Source organism: Marinomonas phycocola (genome assembly GCF_047525455.1).
Lineage (GTDB): Bacteria > Pseudomonadota > Gammaproteobacteria > Pseudomonadales > Marinomonadaceae > Marinomonas.
Genome location: NZ_JBLIXL010000001.1, coordinates 1 through 17,481 on the forward strand (window position 1 = coordinate 1; position 17,481 = coordinate 17,481).

At 40.7% G+C, this 17,481-nt stretch carries 19 protein-coding genes and 2 pseudogenes; 17 read left to right on the forward strand and 4 right to left on the reverse strand.

Annotated features, from left to right (window positions below; all coding sequences use genetic code 11):
• Both ACMUMJ_RS00005 and ACMUMJ_RS00010 read left to right on the forward strand, forming a co-directional pair.
• Positions 1–292, forward strand: a 292-nt coding sequence (locus ACMUMJ_RS00005; protein WP_414676741.1) for an IS66 family transposase, incomplete at its 5' end; no start/stop codon positions are given.
• Positions 293–314: 22 nt separating this feature from the next.
• Positions 315–527: pseudogene (locus tag ACMUMJ_RS00010) on the forward strand (transposase); the annotation flags it as partial.
• On the opposite strand, the gene ACMUMJ_RS00015 reads toward ACMUMJ_RS00010, so the two are convergent.
• From ACMUMJ_RS00015 to ACMUMJ_RS00025, 3 genes and pseudogenes are all read right to left on the reverse strand, one after another.
• Positions 524–1,057 carry a hypothetical protein gene (locus ACMUMJ_RS00015; RefSeq protein WP_414676742.1) on the reverse strand — a complete coding sequence of 178 codons (534 nt, stop codon included), beginning with the start codon at positions 1,055–1,057 and terminating at the stop codon, positions 524–526. The pseudogene ACMUMJ_RS00010 and the gene ACMUMJ_RS00015 overlap by 4 nt on opposite strands.
• Positions 1,058–1,435: 378 nt before the next feature.
• Positions 1,436–1,525 (reverse strand): annotated as a pseudogene (locus ACMUMJ_RS00020) (XRE family transcriptional regulator); the annotation flags it as partial.
• A gap of 229 nt (positions 1,526–1,754) precedes the next feature.
• A complete protein-coding gene (locus tag ACMUMJ_RS00025) occupies positions 1,755–1,973 on the reverse strand; it encodes a transposase (RefSeq protein WP_414677089.1) in 219 nt (72 codons plus the stop codon).
• 81 nt (positions 1,974–2,054) lie between these two features.
• Here ACMUMJ_RS00025 and ACMUMJ_RS00030 point away from each other — a divergent pair, with 81 nt between their 5' ends.
• Positions 2,055–2,207: a hypothetical protein gene (locus ACMUMJ_RS00030; RefSeq protein ID WP_414676743.1), complete on the forward strand. Its 153-nt coding sequence runs from the start codon at positions 2,055–2,057 to the stop codon at positions 2,205–2,207.
• A 111-nt stretch (positions 2,208–2,318) separates the two neighbouring features.
• On the opposite strand, the gene ppsA is transcribed toward ACMUMJ_RS00030, so the two are convergent.
• Positions 2,319–4,712, reverse strand: coding sequence for a phosphoenolpyruvate synthase (ppsA, locus tag ACMUMJ_RS00035; protein WP_414676744.1), 2,394 nt, complete (start codon positions 4,710–4,712; stop codon positions 2,319–2,321).
• A gap of 208 nt (positions 4,713–4,920) precedes the next feature.
• Between ppsA and ACMUMJ_RS00040 the strand changes: the two genes are divergently transcribed.
• The 14 genes from ACMUMJ_RS00040 (at position 4,921) to bufA1 (ending at position 17,477) form a co-directional block, all read left to right on the forward strand.
• Positions 4,921–5,724 carry a pyruvate, water dikinase regulatory protein gene (locus tag ACMUMJ_RS00040; RefSeq protein WP_414676745.1) on the forward strand — a complete coding sequence of 268 codons (804 nt, stop codon included), beginning with the start codon at positions 4,921–4,923 and terminating at the stop codon, positions 5,722–5,724.
• Positions 5,725–6,182: 458 nt separating this feature from the next.
• Positions 6,183–8,876 carry a ribonuclease R gene (gene rnr / locus ACMUMJ_RS00045; RefSeq protein ID WP_414676746.1) on the forward strand — a complete coding sequence of 898 codons (2,694 nt, stop codon included), beginning with the start codon at positions 6,183–6,185 and terminating at the stop codon, positions 8,874–8,876.
• A 24-nt stretch (positions 8,877–8,900) separates the two neighbouring features.
• Positions 8,901–9,662 (forward strand): 23S rRNA (guanosine(2251)-2'-O)-methyltransferase RlmB, encoded by a 762-nt coding sequence (gene rlmB / locus ACMUMJ_RS00050; protein WP_414676747.1) that lies wholly within the window; start codon positions 8,901–8,903, stop codon positions 9,660–9,662.
• 13 nt (positions 9,663–9,675) lie between these two features.
• Complete coding sequence (gene cobT, locus ACMUMJ_RS00055) at positions 9,676–10,743, forward strand: nicotinate-nucleotide--dimethylbenzimidazole phosphoribosyltransferase (protein WP_414676748.1); 1,068 nt, start codon at positions 9,676–9,678, stop codon at positions 10,741–10,743.
• Positions 10,744–10,746: 3 nt separating this feature from the next.
• Positions 10,747–11,538, forward strand: a complete 792-nt coding sequence (locus ACMUMJ_RS00060) for an adenosylcobinamide-GDP ribazoletransferase (protein ID WP_414676749.1) — start codon at positions 10,747–10,749, stop codon at positions 11,536–11,538.
• Positions 11,535–12,119 carry a histidine phosphatase family protein gene (locus tag ACMUMJ_RS00065; protein ID WP_414676750.1) on the forward strand — a complete coding sequence of 195 codons (585 nt, stop codon included), beginning with the start codon at positions 11,535–11,537 and terminating at the stop codon, positions 12,117–12,119. Before ACMUMJ_RS00060 ends, ACMUMJ_RS00065 begins: the two co-directional genes overlap by 4 nt.
• 118 nt (positions 12,120–12,237) lie before the next feature.
• Positions 12,238–12,861: a trimeric intracellular cation channel family protein gene (locus ACMUMJ_RS00070; RefSeq protein ID WP_414676751.1), complete on the forward strand. Its 624-nt coding sequence runs from the start codon at positions 12,238–12,240 to the stop codon at positions 12,859–12,861.
• A 2-nt stretch (positions 12,862–12,863) separates the two neighbouring features.
• Positions 12,864–13,472 (forward strand): cob(I)yrinic acid a,c-diamide adenosyltransferase, encoded by a 609-nt coding sequence (cobO, locus tag ACMUMJ_RS00075; protein ID WP_414676752.1) that lies wholly within the window; start codon positions 12,864–12,866, stop codon positions 13,470–13,472.
• A complete protein-coding gene (locus ACMUMJ_RS00080; RefSeq protein ID WP_414676753.1) occupies positions 13,466–14,509 on the forward strand; it encodes an endonuclease/exonuclease/phosphatase family protein in 1,044 nt (347 codons plus the stop codon). Before cobO ends, ACMUMJ_RS00080 begins: the two co-directional genes overlap by 7 nt.
• Positions 14,510–14,644: 135 nt before the next feature.
• A complete protein-coding gene (locus tag ACMUMJ_RS00085) occupies positions 14,645–15,256 on the forward strand; it encodes a YitT family protein (RefSeq protein WP_414676754.1) in 612 nt (203 codons plus the stop codon).
• Between the two features lie 69 nt (positions 15,257–15,325).
• Positions 15,326–15,853: a GNAT family N-acetyltransferase gene (locus tag ACMUMJ_RS00090; RefSeq protein WP_414676755.1), complete on the forward strand. Its 528-nt coding sequence runs from the start codon at positions 15,326–15,328 to the stop codon at positions 15,851–15,853.
• A gap of 27 nt (positions 15,854–15,880) precedes the next feature.
• Positions 15,881–16,573 (forward strand): pseudouridine synthase, encoded by a 693-nt coding sequence (locus ACMUMJ_RS00095; protein WP_414676756.1) that lies wholly within the window; start codon positions 15,881–15,883, stop codon positions 16,571–16,573.
• Between the two features lie 72 nt (positions 16,574–16,645).
• A complete protein-coding gene (locus tag ACMUMJ_RS00100) occupies positions 16,646–17,020 on the forward strand; it encodes a DUF2750 domain-containing protein (protein WP_414676757.1) in 375 nt (124 codons plus the stop codon).
• Between the two features lie 106 nt (positions 17,021–17,126).
• Positions 17,127–17,477: a BufA1 family periplasmic bufferin-type metallophore gene (gene bufA1 / locus ACMUMJ_RS00105; protein WP_414676759.1), complete on the forward strand. Its 351-nt coding sequence runs from the start codon at positions 17,127–17,129 to the stop codon at positions 17,475–17,477.
• Positions 17,478–17,481 lie beyond the last annotated feature (4 nt).

Here is a 17,481-nt window from a genome sequence, read left to right on the forward strand (position 1 = left end):
TCTCAATCAGTGGGACAAGCTGGTTCAATATCTGAAATCTCCCGAACTCCAGTTAGACAACAATCGTGCGGAACGAGCGATTAAGCCGTTTGTCATTGGACGCAAAAACTGGTTGTTTTCAAACACAGGTAACGGCGCAAAAAGTAGCGCGGTTCTTTACAGTATTATCGAAACAGCGAAAGCGAATGGGTTGATCCCTTACGAATATCTAGTGAAATTATTTGAAGAACTTCCGAAGCGCAATACAGAGGACAGCCTAGAAGACCTGCTGCCTTGGAATATTAAGCTCTAAGATAGAAACAAGGTGTGGTTTGCCGTACGCTTACCATTATCGTAAGGCTAGAAAACGGATTGAAACGTTGTTTTCTCAATTATGTGATCAGTTTATGATTCGCCGTAACTACGCTAAATCGTTTGGCGGAATAAGTCGAAGAATAGTCACAAAAATAGCCGCACTGACTATTATTCAGTGGTTTAATCATTTAGAAGGGAACAAAATAAACAATTTGAAAATTGTAATTTCCTAAATGCACCACGGGTAAGATAAAGGTATATTTCCATTGTAGTCAGCTAAAAACTCATTTGCAATATTCTGAACTTCTTCTACTGACATGCCTTTATAATCAGATGAATCGTCACCCTTTACAGTGCTCGCAAGTTCAAGAAAGCTTTCCTTACTTTCACCAATAGAGAATAGAGCTGTTCCTTTATCTGTTTTTTTGTGTTTGATAGTCTTTAAAGAATTGTCAAATGATTTTGATTTTGATTTTGATTTTGATTTTGATTTTGATACGGATTTTATTTCTTGGGCAGTCGGATAAGGGGATGACTGCTCATTGCTTTCCTTATTCTCTGATTTCCCCCAAAGCTTTTCCTTTTTGTCGGTGTAATCTTTTCTGGCAATCATGGCCGTGCTGACACTATAAAAATCACCGCTTTTGTGTGGCTTTAGCTGTATATAGGCAACTTTATCTCTACCATTTCTTTTTACCAACATTAGTGATCCGCGATCACCTTTTCTGGTTTCATTAAAGTTACCAGCTACATCTTCTACCAATTCTTCGGCAGTCTTATAGCCAAACTGCTGAATTTGGCTTAAACGAGATTTGCGGCTTATATGTCTTTTCCCATATTTTTCATCGCCAATTTCGAGTTTTATAGGGGCCGCCTGTCTCTTAATTGAACTGGCAACATCTTGAGAGATTTCCCCGAAACTATCATTACCTTTAGAATTAAGAGCAAAAATATTATTTTTATGAATGACATTCTTGCTGTTATTAGGAGTTGAGGGTAAGCTTTGTATTGAGTCTTTGCCCGAGATAGCGCTAGGGGATATATTAGATGATTGGATCGACTGCGCCGTTCCCTGAGACTCCTTGTTATAGCTTTACTTATTAAACCTTCTGTCGAGCCTTCAATAACGCCAAAGCCACCATCAACTGGAACAAAAGCAAGTCATCAACAGATCAATTGAAAATAAATCGATTTTGCCATTAAGTAAGTCACTAACACGAGGCTGTGAAAGAGAGAGCTTTCTCCAGACCCTTTAGGGTGGGGAAGATGTCAAAGTCAGTGAATACCTGTTTTTCAGATTTGTCCTTGTGTTAGCCAAACAGCGTCTACACTCGTTTATGCTATTTGAATCTTATAGGTGCTCACTATTTTTCATTTCTTGTGTGCTCATTGGCACCTTTTCTTTACTCATCGGTTTCAAATCCTCCGTTAGGGGAGAGTATTTGGCTGACCGTCATCATCTAGAATGTGTCGGCCTCCTTTAGAATATCCCTCTCTTCGGTCACCCGTTTAAGGTCAGCTTTGAGTTGCTGGATCTCTGACAGAGCGGAACCTTCCGCTTTTTTACTTACTTTAGGTTTGCTGTATCGGGCAATCCAGTAGTGCATACTTTTGTAATTAACACCAAATTGCTCAGCTACTTCTGAGGTCTTATAGCCGCGCTTAGTGACTTGTTTAATCGCTTCAATTTTGAACTCATCGGTATAACGTTTTCCACTCATAATTCACCTCATTTTTACCTATTATTATATAGCTATGAGATGTCTACAAAAGTGGGTTCATACCAGTCTGCTAAAACAGGTAATAAAGCCAATGTCTATCGCGCTGTAAATGGCTCGGTATTGGTGACTCATTATCCATACCGCCCCATAAAGTGTGTCCAAGGGGGATATAAACATACCGTCATGTCATAAAAAAGCCCCAATACACATTGTATTGGGGCAAAACTAGAGAGGGGAACTACGTATAAAGCTCTGTTAAATGTGATATTTAATCAGTAAGCAATATAGGTAGAATGGCTGGTATTAAACAGCCTTCTGATTTGATGAACTACTGAGTACCTCATCAAGATGCAGCCAAGTTTCAAGGACGGTGTCAGGGTTTAAAGAAATACTTTCTATTCCCTGTTCTACTAGCCAATCAGCAAAATCTGCATGATCAGAAGGTCCTTGACCACAAATACCAACATACTTTCCTTTTTCTCTACAGGCTGAAATTGCCATTTTGAGTAAAGCTTTTACTGCATCATTTCGTTCGTCAAATTTATCTGCAATTAATCCTGAGTCGCGATCAAGTCCAAGTGTTAATTGAGTTAAATCGTTTGACCCAATAGAGAATCCATCAAAGTACTCTAGGAACTGGTCTGCCAATAATGCATTTGAAGGCAGCTCGCACATCATAATGACTTTCAAACCGTTTTCTCCACGAGACAGGCCTTGCTCTGCAAGTAACTCTGTCACTTGACGGGCTTCGGTTACCGTTCTAACGAAAGGAATCATGATTTGTACGTTATTGAACCCCATGTCATTACGAACTCGTCTTATTGCTTCGCATTCAAGTGCAAAGCAGTCTTTAAACGATGGGTCAATGTAGCGAGCGGCTCCGCGGAAACCAAGCATTGGGTTCTCTTCATCTGGCTCAAACAAAGGCCCACCAATTAAATTATGGTATTCATTTGATTTAAAGTCGGATAAGCGAACAATGACTGGTTTGTTTGAAAAAGAGCAGGCCAGTGTGGAAACGCCTTCAACAAGTTTGTCGATGTAGAAATCAACAGGGCTGTTATAGCCCGCAATGCATTGAGATATCTCTTCTTGAAGGCTTGCCTCAAGGTTATCAAACTCAAGTAGTGCTTTTGGATGAATGCCAATCATTCTGTTAATAATGAACTCTAGGCGAGCTAGGCCGATGCCTGCGTTAGGCAGCATAGAGAAGTCAAACGCTCTATTAGGATTGCCGACGTTCATCATGATTTTGACAGGAATGTCTGGCATGTTACCCACTTTTGATGTAATGACCTCAAAAGGTAAATTACCTTGGTATATCATTCCCATATCACCTTGAGAGCATGACACAGTAACATCTTGGTTCTGTGTTAGAACTTTTGTCGCATCACTACATCCGACTACAGCTGGGATGCCTAGCTCGCGAGCAATGATGGCAGCGTGGCAGGTTCTTCCTCCGCGGTTGGTAATGATGGCTGACGCTTTTTTCATGATTGGCTCCCAATCTGGGTCGGTAATGTCCGTAACCAGCACGTCGCCGTCTTGAATTTGATTCATTTCGCTGATAGATGACAGTATTTTTACAGGGCCTGCGCCAATTTTATGACCAATTGCTCGTCCGGTAATTAGAACGTTACTTTCTTGTTTTAGTGCGTAGCGTTCCATATTTTGGAGATTGGACTGGCTACGAACGGTTTCTGGTCGTGCTTGTACTATGTATATTTTTCCATCAAGACCATCTTTGGCCCATTCGATGTCCATAGGGCGTTGGTAATGCTGCTCGATAATGCAGGCTTGACGAGCAAGATCTTCTATCTCTGTATTGGTTAGAGCGAAGTCATTTTGCTGTTCTAGTGTTACAGGCACTATCTGTACCAGTTCGTCTGAACCTTCAGGAGCGTACTCCATTTTTAATGCTTTATTTCCCAGTGTTTTACGAACTACGGCTGGGCGGTTTGCTGCTAACGTTTGTTTATGAACATAGAATTCATCAGGGTTTACTGTGCCTTGCACAACCATCTCGCCTAAACCGTAAGCCGCTGTAATGAAAACCACTTCATCAAAGCCTGACTCTGTATCTAGTGTGAATAAAACACCAGAAGCGCCTATGTCGCTGCGTACCATTTTTTGCACGCCAGCGGAGAGTGCAACATCTTTGTGCTCGAACCCCTGATGTACTCGGTAAGAAATGGCGCGATCATTAAAGAGTGATGCAAATACGCGTTTGATGGACAGTTTAATGCTGTCCAGGCCGCATACATTTAAGAAGGTTTCTTGTTGGCCTGCAAACGATGCGTCAGGTAAATCTTCAGCGGTTGCTGACGAGCGTACTGCAAAAGACATTTCGGCAGTTGAATTGGCGCTTAATTGATTAAAAGCCAGTTCAATTTCTTTATTAAACTCATCAGAAAAAGGCGCTTCTTCAATCCACGTACGAATTTGATGGCCTGCATTAGACAATGCTTGAATGTCATCGACGTTTAATGTGTCGAGAAGAGAATGAATTTTGTCGTCTAATCCGCGTTCTGTGATAAAGGTTTGATATGCGTAAGCTGTGGTAGCAAATCCATTCGGAACTTGAATTCCTAAACGTGTTAGATTTGAGATCATTTCTCCAAGAGAGGCATTCTTTCCGCCAACTTGATCAACGTCTGTCATTTTAAGTTCTTCGAACCATTTGATAAATTTGCTCACGGTGTCTCCTAGTAATTACGCTATATTATTTTTATGACTTATGTGTACTTTAGGTGTAATAAAAAGCGTATTGCACCTTCTGCTTCCCATAAAGCGACTTCATTGTATGGAAATTTATTTAGATGAATAAAACTGAATATTTGATGTAGTTTTATTTCAATCAGAAAACCTGATCTTGTTAGATAACAACAAAAAAGGTGAAAATCGAATGAAAGTGTATTTTGTTTCGGATGGTACAGCGATAACTGCAGAAGTTTTTGGGTCAGCTATGTTGTCTTTTTTTGATGTGAAAATTGACACGTTAAGTGTGCCTTTTTTAACGACAATAGAAAAAGCAAATGGATTGTGTAAACAAATTAACGATGAGATTGCCTTAGGTCATCCATCTTTGGTTTTTTATACAATTTCAGATTCAGAAATACGCGATATCATTCAGTCTTGTGACAGTCATTGTTACAATTTATTTGGTGACTTATTGTCGCCAATCGAAAAGGCGTTAGGTGTGCCTGCCATGCCAACTGCCCAGAAAGCGCATGGAATAAAAGAGGGGGTTTATGATGGTCGAATTGAGGCTATTAACTATGCGTTAGCTAACGATGACGGTTGCTCTGTAAAAAATTTAGATGAGGCCCATGTTATTTTGTTAGGGGTGTCTCGTTCAGGAAAAACGCCGACCAGTTTGTATCTGGCTATGCAATATGGGATCAAGGCAGCAAACTACCCTTTGACAGAAGATGATTTCGATCCATTGAAACTTCCTAAAGCATTAAAAGCGCAGAAGAAAAAACTATTTGGATTAACCATAGAAGCAAATCGACTGCATGAAATACGCACTGGAAGAATGGCGTCCAGTAAGTATGCTTCATTGCGCCAATGTCGCTATGAATTGTCTGAGGTAGAGACTTTATATCGTCAAGAGCGCATCCCCTTTTTAAATTCAACTCGATTGTCTGTGGAAGAAATTTCCACCAAAGTTATGGCTGATATGAAATTAGAACGGCACAGAGTATAGTATTTGAACAGTGAATGTATCGAATTTTCTGATATATTCACTGTTTGATCTCCAAGTAATGGCGAAATGTTTATTTTTACGTGTTATCGAAGGTGTGTTTGTTCTTAGGGCAATGGTATTTGTATCCAAGTAACGACGAAATCACGGTTTTGTTGTGGAATTTCATATTTTTTAAAGATTCTATTTTGCATGCTGTTCATTATATGTGCACCTTTACCTACTACTTCGCTTTTGTGCTGTTTTCCAAATGAATTCTTTTCTTTTTTCTATTAGTGAATTTCCCCGTTATCTCATCTCTTAAAGAGTATTCTTTAAGAATGCTCTATAATGGAAAAATACTTGTCACACTTCATTGTTATTATCAATTCTCTTTTTGTTTGAGTTCGATATAGAGGTTAGACAAACCATTAAAAGCAACCTCTAAAACAGGGGATGTTTAATTGAAGGATAGAATTACTTTGAGTGATAAAAATATAAACGACCCTTTTCAAAAGAGAGAAGCATCGAAATACGCAAACCCTGTGCCTAGCCGTGAGTTCATCCTAGAATTTTTAGCCAGTGAAAACAGCCCTGTTGGGCATGAAGCTATGTGTGCCGCGTTTCAACTAACAAAAGAAGACGAGATAGAAGCGCTAAGACGCCGACTTATTGCAATGGCGCGTGACCATCAATTGAATTCGTTTAATGACGAATACAGAATACTTGAAGCAACAGATCTTTTTGAAGGTCGTGTACAAGGTAATAAGGAAGGTCACGGCTTTTTGTTACGTCAAAATGATGAAGACATCTTTTTATCTGCTCGCCAGATGCAAAATGCGATGGATGGTGACTTAATAACGGTTCGGTTGACTGGGCGTACTGTAAAAGGGCGTTTAGATGGCATTATAGTTGAAGTGCTAGAGCGTAAACATCAGCGTGTCGTTGGCCGTTATTATGAAGAAAGCCAAGTTTCTTTTGTGACACCAGAAAACCCAAGAATTCCTCAAGATATCCTAATAGGAAAAGAATCTGGTTTAACACCAACACATGGGCAATATGTTGTTATTGAATTATTGACCTTTCCTGAAAAAGGCCAAGCGGCGACAGGGGTTATTACTCAAATCCTAGGTGACTTTATGGCGCCAGGATTAGAAATCGATATTGCCATCCATAAATATGACATTCCGAATGAATGGCCTGCTGCAGTATCCAAACACGTTGCAAATATTGGCTTTGAAGTGGCTGAACAGGACAAAGAGCATCGAGTTGATTTACGTGGTACACCATTTGTAACAATTGATGGTGAAGATGCGCGTGATTTTGATGATGCGGTTTACTGTGAAAAAACACCTGGTGGCTGGAAGCTATTTGTAGCCATTGCAGACGTGTCGCATTATGTGAAAAAAGGAACCGCACTGGATGCTGAGGCGATTATTCGAGGGAATTCTGTTTATTTCCCTGGTCGTGTTGTGCCTATGTTACCTGAAGTTTTGTCTAATGGTTTGTGTTCATTAAACCCTGATGTTGATCGGCTAGTAATGGTTGCAGAGATCTCTCTAACGACTCGTGGGAAAATGCGTGGTTATAAATTTTATGAAGGTATTATCCGCTCTCATGCTCGTTTAACCTATTCAAAAGTCGCTAAAATGATTTCGACTGAAATGGATGAACAAGGTGAAGAGTTACGTTCTCGTTATGCCTCAATAGTGCAACACATCGACGCATTAAGTGGTCTGTATTCGGTATTAAAAGGCGCTCGTGCTGAACGTGGAGCCATGGAATTTGATACGGTTGAAACTCGAATGGTTTTTGATCAGGATTCAAAGATAGAGCAAATTGTTCCTGTTGAACGTAACGATGCGCATAAACTGATTGAAGAATGCATGTTGTGTGCAAACGTTGCGGCCGCTGAATTTTTATTTTCTGCAAATATTCCCGCGTTATTCCGAGTACATGAAGGGCCAAAAGAAGAACGTTTGCTGACTCTTAGAACCTATTTAGCGGTGTTAGGACTTGAATTAGGAGGGGGATTAAAACCAACACCAGACGATTACGCTTTATTGTCGCAACAAATTCAAGGTCGTGCCGATGCTCGCAGTATCCAAACGATGATGTTGCGTTCGATGAGCCAAGCGGTTTATCAAGCAGATAATCAAGGTCACTTTGGGTTGAATTACACTGGGTATACTCATTTTACGTCGCCAATTAGGCGTTATCCTGATTTGTTGGTTCACAGAGCCATTCGTTACTTAATACGCGGTGAAGGTCGTCCGAAGTTGCGTCAAGCGCATCGAGTTCCTAATAGCCCTGAGATTAAACAAAATAAAATTTATGGCTACGACGATGCTCAAATGGATGATTTGGGAACCAGTTGTTCGATGACGGAAAGGCGTGCGGATGAAGCAACGCGAGATGTTGAAGCATGGCTTAAATGTCAGTATGTAGAGCAACATACTGGTGAAACGTTTGACGGTGTGGTTACTGCCGTTACACCATTTGGTTTGTTTGTTGAGCTGAAAGATTTGTTTGTTGACGGTTTGGTTCATATTTCATCTTTAGGTAAAGATTACTTTGTACATGACCCAGATATGCAGTCCATTATCGGCGAACGTACCGGTCGTGTTTTCCGTTTAGGTGACGCGTTAAAAATTGTGGTTGCTAAAGTAAATTTGGATCAACGTAAGATTGATTTAGAGTTAGAGCAAGATGCGGCAAAAGTTCGTCGTCCTAAACCTCAGAAACGTGATGAGCTAACAGAACTGGAGATGCAACTGGCTCAATTGCCATCGTTAGAGCTGGGGGGGCGCGCCAAAAGAAGAGTAGAGGATGTTGAAACGACTATGAACTCTGTGGTCGAAGATGAACATGTTACTGCGCCTCCTACTACTCCTTCTAATAAGTCAGGGCATCGAAAGGGCAACGGAGAAAATACACGTCCAGTTCGTAGCAAGTTAGGTAAAAAATCAACGTCTAAAAAAGGCGATGATGGGAAAGTGAAGGCGAAGAAAAAGAAGAAGTCAGTAATAAAAGAGAAAGCAAAAAAAGAGAAAGTAAAAAAAGAGAAGGCAAAAAAAGGTACAAAACTTAAAGCGAGTGCCAAGAAAGAAACTGGCTCATCAGTAAAAAAGAAGTCAAAAAAAAGTAACGCTAAGTCAAGATCAGGCACGGCGTAATTGTATATTTAATATTGGGTAATTATGTCAGATTTAGAATGGGTATATGGCATTCATGCTGTAGAAAATTTATTGGTTCAACAGCCTGAAAAAGTTAAAGAAGTTCGTTTTCAAGAAGGTCGTGACGATAAAAAAATTAAACGTTTAACGACGCTTTGTCGGGAACAAAAAGTCACTCATAGCATTGTTCCTAGAAAGGACATCGATAAGCTATTCACGACGAATAAAGAGCGTGTCGTGCACCAAGGTGCGGCGGCATTGGCGGAAGTGACCAAAGCCGGTGAAGAAGCAGACCTTCATAAGTTGGTGGGTAGTCTGGAAGAGCCTGCTTTAATTGTGATTCTTGATGGCATTACGGACCCTCACAATTTAGGCGCTTGTTTAAGAAGTGCAGAGGCTGCTGGTGCGCACGCGTTAGTGATGCCAAAAGATAAATCGGCTCCTTTAAATGCAACGGTTAGTAAAGTGGCGTGTGGAGCGGCTGAAAGTTTACCGGTATTTTCTGTGACCAATCTAGCGCGCACAATGAAAAAATTACAAGATCAAGGGGTGTGGATCTTTGGTACTGCTGGAGAAGCAACACAAACAATTTATGAACATGATTTAACTATCTCAAGCGCCATTGTTATGGGGGCGGAAGGTGATGGCATGCGTCGTTTAACGCGTGAACAATGTGATTACCTTGTTAATCTGCCGATGGCGGGCGTGGTTTCTAGTTTAAATGTGTCGGTTGCCACAGGTGTTTGCTTGTATGAAGTGGTTCGTCAAAGATTATTAAAAAATTGAAGAGGGGCTCTGTGTGAAGTCATTTAGTTTTTCAGGGATCAAGCCTGTAGCGTACGATCTTGAACCTATTTTGTTGATGAAAATCAATAATAAAACCAAGCCATTAGGGTCTTTAGGGGTTTTAGAAGAGTTAGCTTTGAAAATTGGGTTGATTCAAGGGACCGAGTCTCCCAAGGTTGATCAACCTAAAATGTTGGTGTTTGCTGGCGATAATGGTGTTGTGAAGCAAGGTGTGAGTCCATTTCCTCAGGAAGTAACGAGTCAGATGGTATTTAATTTTCTGTCTGGTGGCGCAGCTGTTAGTGTTTTTTGTCAACAGCATCATGTGCCTTTGCAAGTAATCGATGTCGGTGTTAACAGCCAATTTAAGCCTATGCCATTGCTTACAGATCGTAAAGTGAATATGGGCACAAAGGATTTTACACAATCTGCTGCAATGACGCAGAAGGAGTTTTTGTCTGCTCTTTATGCTGGTGCTGTAGAAGTAGATGTTGCTGTCGAGGAAGGTAAAAATATACTTCTTTTCGGAGAAATGGGAATAGGTAATACAACGACATCGGCGGCGTTAGTGAGTGCGTTAACGCAAACGCCTATTGTGGATTGTGTTGGCGCTGGAGCGGGTGCCACAGGCGAAGGTATTAAGCGTAAAATCAGTGTAATAGAAAAAGCGTTTGCCCGTATTGAATCGAAACGTGGATTACCTATTGCAGAGCTAGGTGCGGATAAAATTGCAGAAGAACTCGCTGGTTTTGAAATTGTTGCAATGGCCGGTGCAATGTTGCGTTCGGCAGAAAAAGGCATCGTATATGTTGTTGATGGTTTTATTTGCACCGCTGCACTTTTGCTTGCTTCAAAATTAAATCCATTGGTTGTTGAGTACGGTGTTTTTGCCCATCAGTCCCATGAAAAAGCACATTTAGAGTTATTGTCTCATTTTAAGGCCAACCCCATTTTATCTTTGTCTATGCGACTAGGTGAAGGTTCTGGTGCGATTGTTGCGCTACCTATTATTCAAAGCGCCATTGTGTTTTTAAATAGTATGGCAAGCTTTGAAAGCGCAGGCGTTAGCGAAGGGCTGTAATTGATGAATCTCTGGAAAGACATTCATGAGAGTGCGAAACGATCGTTAGTAACCTACACTCGAATTCCTCTGAGTGTCGACTGGTCAATGACTGCACCTCGTTTTCCTTCGGTGGCATGTCTGCCATGGGTGGGGGTTATGGTTGGTCTTATTAGTGCTTGGCCATTGATGATCGATGTTCTTGGTGTTGAGTTGCAAGTGCTGCTAATGATGCTTACCGCTGTATTGGTTACAGGGGCTTTCCATGAAGATGGTTTGATGGATGCAGCAGATGGTCTTGTTGGTGGCTGGACAATAGAAAAACGCTTAGAAATAATGAAAGATTCTAGAATCGGCAGTTATGCGTCTGTTGCTATATGGTTTGCTCTCGCATTAAAGTTTTTTTTACTGCTAAGAATATTTAACGAATCCAACTCGTTACTTTGGCCTTTTTCTATTTGGTTAATCGTACATTCAGGTGCACGAATGCTACCTTTATTGGTTATGAGGAAGCTGTCTTATGTGTCTTCCGGTACCAGTAAAGCGTCTAGTATGATTCACACTTTGAGTGTTCAGCAGTTAATTGTTGCTGGTGTTCCTTGTATGGTGTTCTCATTGATAACGTTTGGGTTAGTGGGGGTGATCGCGGTCGCGCTACTGATCTTTATATTAACGTTATTGATGATTGTGTATTTGTCGAAAAAATTGCAAGGGTTTAATGGCGACACGTTGGGTGCGAGCGAGCAAATTGCAGAAGTCGCGTTGCTGTTTTTATCATTATGCCTCATTGTCTTTTTTCAGAGTATTGAATTTTGAAGCTATTTCTAATACGTCATCCTAAGCCAGATGTTGTTCCAGGAATGTGTTACGGAAAAACGGACTTATCGTTACCCGAGAGTTGGCAGGAAAAGGCCAATGATGTTTCTCTTTGGCTTGGTGTGCGATTGGAAGGAGAGACAGTGTATCAGCATAGCCCTCTTCAAAGAGCGTCATTGCTGGGGCGTTACTTGAACCCTAACTCCATCTCTGAAAACGAACTTGTTGAGTTGGATTTCGGAGAATGGGAAGGGGTTTTCTGGAAAGACATTCCACGAGCTGAAATTGAAGACTGGTCCAATAATTTGCAGTTTGGAGCGCCTCACAAAGGTGAGTCATTAGACAATGTACGCCAAAGATTGAGCCATTGGTGGGAGCGGCAAAAATTAATTAAAGCCGATAATCTTGTAGTCGTTGCGCATTCTGGCGTGATTAAAGTATTGGTATCTATGTTGTGTAATTGGTCTTTAAGTGAATCTTATCGAATAGACGTCGGGTTTTGCAGTGTGACCGAGTTGTCTGTTCAAGGTGACTATATTACCTTGAAGCGTTTAGGGGCAGGCGACTGGGTGGCTATATGATAAGCAGAAAAAGTGCAAAGATCTTAGAGAAAGCTCATTGCAATATGAATGGTCAGCTAAACTCAAGTAATTAAATGAGTGCTTGAGGTTATTAAAGTTTAACTATGAAGAACAGATAATGACGTTATATATTTTGGGTATGATTGGTATTGCGGCATTCGCAATTACCGGAGTAATTTCATCTGGCAAGAAAGGCATGGATTTGTTTAGCATTGTTTTTTTGGGAATGGTGACGTCTTTGGGTGGAGGCACTATCCGAGATGTTATTTTATCCATGGAAACAGTCTATTGGGTAAAAGATACTTCTTATCTTTGGGTTGCTGCTTTGTCGTCCGTGTTTGCTTTTTTTGCCGTACGGGTGATTGAAAATAGGGAAGGGTTATTTAATTATGCTGATGCTTTTGGATTGGCGCTCTTCACCGTTGTCACCACAGAGCGAGTTTTGTTGTATGGCTTTTCTCCCACTATTGCTATCACAATGGGAGTAATTACTGGCATTGTCGGAGGCATTATTCGGGATGTATTGAGCCATCGACCACCGCTTGTTCTCGGTAAAGAATTTTATGCAACCCCCGCTTTTTTAGGGGCTTGTCTTGTTGCCGTTTTAGCGAATCTATTGCCTGATCATGAGTTTAATTCTATTTATGCAGTGTCCTTTATCTTTGTATTGCGTGTGTTAGCAATGAAGAAAGGTTTGTATTACCCAACTTGGCTTTTGTATCAAAAAAAGAGGCACGACTAATCATGAGGGAGAATGCAAAAAAAACAGCCGCGAATGAGGCTAGGCTATTAAAGAAAAAAGCCATAGTTGATGGTCGTATTGCCGCAGCAACCGAAGAGCGAGGTGTTACCATTTTATTGACTGGGAATGGTAAAGGTAAAAGCTCTAGTGGTTTTGGTACCATGGCAAGAGCGATTGGGCATGGGCAAAAATGTGCGGTCATCCAATTTATAAAAGGACGTAAAGAAACGGGAGAGCAGCTGTTTTTTGGGTCGCATCCTCAGGTTGAGTTTCATGTTATGGGACACGGTTTTTCTTGGGAGACACGCAACCCAGAGTTAGAAAAACAGGCGGCTGAACAAGCATGGGAATTGGCAAAAGGGTTGTTGTCGAATCCTGAGGTGCATTTTATCTTGCTAGATGAAATTACCTATATGTATAAATATGGGCATTTAGAGGTTGATGATTTATTAGCGGCTCTCGCTGCACGACCAGCGCATCAAAACGTCATGATGACAGGACGAACGGCTCCACGCTTATTGTTAGACAGCGTTGATACTCACAGCAAGGTAGAGAACGAACGTCATGCCTTTGCTAATGGTGTAAAAGCGCAAGTGGGCATCGAGTGGTAATTCGTGTTGCCACGTTTAACACCGCATTAAGCCGTGATCATGCTGGTGATCTGGCCAGAGCCTTGTTGTCAAAGCAGGATCAGCAGGCAAAGGATGTTGCGCAAATTATTATGCAGGTGTCAGCAGACGTAATTTTATTAAACGAATTTGATTACGATGAAACGGGTGCCAGTATTGACGTCTTCCAAGATCATTATCTGTCGATGCTAGGCACTTGTTACCCTTATACTTTTATCGCCCCCGTTAATACTGGCATGCCTTCTGGAAGAGATTTAAATAAAGATGGTATTGCTTCAGATAACGAAGGCGATGCATTGGGCTATGGGTTTTTCCCTGGGCAATATGGGATGGCTATTTTATCTCGTTTTCCAATAAACGTTCAGATGTCCCGAACCTTTCAAACTTTCCTATGGAAGGACATGCCAAATGCAAAGTTACCTTCACATCCTGATGGAGGTCCGTGGTTTGATAGAGGTGATTTAGCTGTCTTGCCTCTTAGTTCAAAAGCTCACTGGGACCTAAGCGTTGATGTGGAAGGACAGACTGTCCATTTTCTTTGCTCTCATCCAACTCCTCCTGTATTCGATGGTGTAGAGCGTAGAAATGCTTGTCGTAATCATGATGAAATTCGCTTTTGGACAGAGTACCTTTCTAATAATGGTGAAATCTACGATGACAATGGACAATTTGGTAGCCTTGCTGAAAAGGCCCCGTTTATCATTCTTGGCGACTTAAATGCTTCTTTGACGGAAGGGGAGTCATTGAGCGGCGGTATTGGAGGGTTGCTTGATCATCCACGCGTCTTGTCTGAAATTGTGCCTTCAAGTGAGGGTGCTCTGAATCACAGTCCTAACTTGAAAAATGCGCAATATCATACGGCGAGTTGGAAAATTCGGGCGGATTATGTTCTGCCTTCAAAGGATTTTACCGTCTTAACATCGGCTGTTTTTTGGCCTGTAGAAGGTGAGCCAATGGCTCGAGCCGTTACAGAGGCATCCGATCATCGTCTTGTGTATTTAGATGTGCAATTAAATTAAAAAATTGTATAGAAATATGTACAATCTCTGTATTTTTTATCTAACAGTTTTCTTTGTTTACTTTTTATCTAATACACCTTCAACTAAAATAAGTGTTCCGGCAGAGATGTGAAAATTATTTTAGTAGAGAGAGAAATGGATTCGAAAAAAAACGTTGTAAAGCATAGTCTTATGGAAGATGTTTTAGCAATGGTAATCGGTACTTTACTGATTTCTTTAGGCGTTACTATGTATGGCAACACGGGATTATTGACTGGCGGGACAGCGGGTCTTGCGTTCTTAATTCAATACTCGACCTCATTCAGTTTTGGTTTTGTTTTTTTTATTATCAACTTGCCATTTTATTGGTTGTCTATTAAAGAAATGGGTTGGGAGTTTACGTCTAAAACATTTTTGTCTGTATTTTTACTGTCTTTCTTTTCTGAAATGACACCAAATTTTATTCAGTTCACAGACATTAATGAGCTTTATGCCAGCATTGTTGGTGGTTTTTTGATTGGCGCTGGCTTTTTAATGCTGTTTCGCCACAATGCGAGCTTAGGTGGATTAAATATTTTGGCTCGATACCTTGCTAAAATCCGTGGTATATCGATGGGTAAATTCCAAATGTGTGTCGACTGCGGCATTATTTTCTTATCAATGTTTACCGTGCACTGGTGGTTGATTGTGGTATCTATAATAGGTGCTGTTGCATTGAATTCGATTATTGCAGTGAATCATAAACCTGGACGATATAATGTAACCTAATAGACTTTTATTCATATCGTTTGTCTCCTCGGGTAAGATAGGGGTTCGATTATCAAATGAGATAGATTAATGGTGTTATTAAAATTAGAGAAGCTTGAGCCTTATTTAGATGATTTAGTGCTTTTACTTGCAGATGCTGTGGAAAATGGTGCTTCAATTGGTTTTTTACCGCCTGTAAGTGAAGAAGAGGCAAAAAATTATTGGCTAAAAACCCAAGACGATTTGCTTAGTTATAATCGTCAGGTACTAGCAATAAGGCATGAGGATCGTCTAGTCGGCACAATTCAAATTGAAACGTCTCCTAAAGCTGATGCATTACACCGTTGCAAAATTGAAAAACTGATGGTCTTAAATGAAGTTCAGAATAGTGGGTTTGCAACGACGTTAATCGAAGGCGCAGAACGTGTTGCCGCGTCAATGCAGAAGCAATTGATCTACCTAGAAACAAGGTCCGAAGACGATGCCTCTCATCTTTTTACCAAAATGGGCTATGTTGCCGCGGGTGAGATTCCTAATTATGCTCGTAGTGCAAATGGTCAATTAGAAGCGACTACGTTTTTCTATAAAGAAGTTGAGCCGACGTTCGAGACGTTCTAACCACTTACCTAATAAAAGAGAACTCCATTGAGATTAGATTATTACCTGTCGCATGCGCAAGGTTTGAGCCGTAAAGACGCTAAAATTAATATTAAAAAGAATAAGGTTCAGGTAAATGGCGTCGTTGTTAAAAAAGCGAACCATCAAGTTTTAGAAAGCGATCAAATTATGTTAGGCGACATTGTGATAGAGTGGCCAAGTGATCGCTATTACATGATGAATAAACCGGCAGATCTTGTTTGTGCTAATCAAGATGCGGAACAAACGACTGTGATGACATTATTGCCAGAGCATCTTCATAAAGGTTTGAATATCGTTGGCAGGTTGGATAAAGATACAACAGGGCTTTTATTACTGACTACGGACGGACAGTGGTTGCATCGTATCACGTCTCCAAAACATGAATGCAGCAAAACCTATTTGGTTCATTTAGACTCTGTGATGAGTGAGCAGGCTGTTTCTGAATTAACTCAAGGTGTTATGTTAAATGGAGAATCAGTATCAACTTTGCCTGCAACCGTCGAAGTCGTGACAGAAACCTGTATTCGGTTAACAATAAAAGAAGGTAAATACCATCAAGTGAAACGCATGCTAGCTGCGGTAGGGAATCACGTTGTTTCTCTTCATAGAGAAGGCATTGGTGGTGTTGAATTAGACTCAGAATTAGCGGTAGGTGAGTTTAGAGAGCTAACGTTAGAAGAAATCGAAACGTTACGCTAAACATTACGGTTGTAATATGTGTTAACGGATGTGACCAATTGAATTAAATATGATCTATAAAGCGAGTAAGTTATGTCTCAAGAATTATCTATCGATCAAAGAGTTATGTTGTTAGCATCGCCTGATGAAGAGCGGTTAACCTACTTTCTAGAGCAGGTTCAAGTGTCTAATCAAGTATGGAGTTTAAATAACGAACAAGGATTCGTTATGGTTGAAACAGATGAAGGTGATTGCATTATGGTATGGCCTGATGCTGAATTTGCAGCGCAATGGGCTGTAGATGATTGGGATGATTGTGAGCCTGTAGCGATTGATTTAGAGACGTTTACGTCAACTTGGCTGCCAAGTTTAATTACTGATGAAGTTGCTGTTGCCGTGTTTCCAAACATTGAAGATGAAGGCAAGTTATTGTCCGCAACTGAATTATCTGAATACCTTCAAAAATAAAATATAAATAATATTAAAAAAAAATGAACTTACGTTTTACATGTCGGTCTATTATTTCACATGCGCATTAATTAAAACTTTAAAACACGACAATGAGGCACTAATTATGAAACTGAATTTAAATAAAGCTCTAATCGCAGGTGCAGCAGCAGCGGCAACTTTTTCTACTGTAGCTGATGCAAAACCAAATGATCAGTTGTCAATTTCTCCAAATGCACCTGAAGCAATTAAAGCACAGTTCTCTGAATGGGTTGGCGGTAAAAGTATTCGTGGACGTAAAGATCGTTGCTACGGCATTGCTCTATCTGGTGATAATGATTGTAAAGCTGGTGCAGGTACAAGCTGTGAAGGTACGTCTACTGTAGATTTTCAATCAAATGCTTGGACTTATGCACCTAAAGGTAGCTGTGAATTTATCATGACGCCAAATGGTAAAGCTTCTAAGAGTGCTTTTTAATATA

Excerpts from the sequence above, each read along its gene's own strand:
- ACMUMJ_RS00030 (WP_414676743.1), top strand. The coding sequence starts at position 2,055 with ATGTCTACAAAAGTGGGTTCATACCAGTCTGCTAAAACAGGTAATAAA.
- cobO (WP_414676752.1), top strand. The coding sequence starts at position 12,864 with ATGAGGGAGAATGCAAAAAAAACAGCCGCGAATGAGGCTAGGCTATTA.
- bufA1 (WP_414676759.1), top strand. The coding sequence starts at position 17,127 with ATGAAACTGAATTTAAATAAAGCTCTAATCGCAGGTGCAGCAGCAGCG.
- ACMUMJ_RS00100 (WP_414676757.1), top strand. The coding sequence starts at position 16,646 with ATGTCTCAAGAATTATCTATCGATCAAAGAGTTATGTTGTTAGCATCG.
- rlmB (WP_414676747.1), top strand. The coding sequence starts at position 8,901 with ATGTCAGATTTAGAATGGGTATATGGCATTCATGCTGTAGAAAATTTA.
- ACMUMJ_RS00070 (WP_414676751.1), top strand. The coding sequence starts at position 12,238 with ATGACGTTATATATTTTGGGTATGATTGGTATTGCGGCATTCGCAATT.
- ACMUMJ_RS00040 (WP_414676745.1), top strand. The coding sequence starts at position 4,921 with ATGAAAGTGTATTTTGTTTCGGATGGTACAGCGATAACTGCAGAAGTT.
- ACMUMJ_RS00090 (WP_414676755.1), top strand. The coding sequence starts at position 15,326 with ATGGTGTTATTAAAATTAGAGAAGCTTGAGCCTTATTTAGATGATTTA.
- ACMUMJ_RS00060 (WP_414676749.1), top strand. The coding sequence starts at position 10,747 with ATGAATCTCTGGAAAGACATTCATGAGAGTGCGAAACGATCGTTAGTA.
- ACMUMJ_RS00085 (WP_414676754.1), top strand. The coding sequence starts at position 14,645 with ATGGATTCGAAAAAAAACGTTGTAAAGCATAGTCTTATGGAAGATGTT.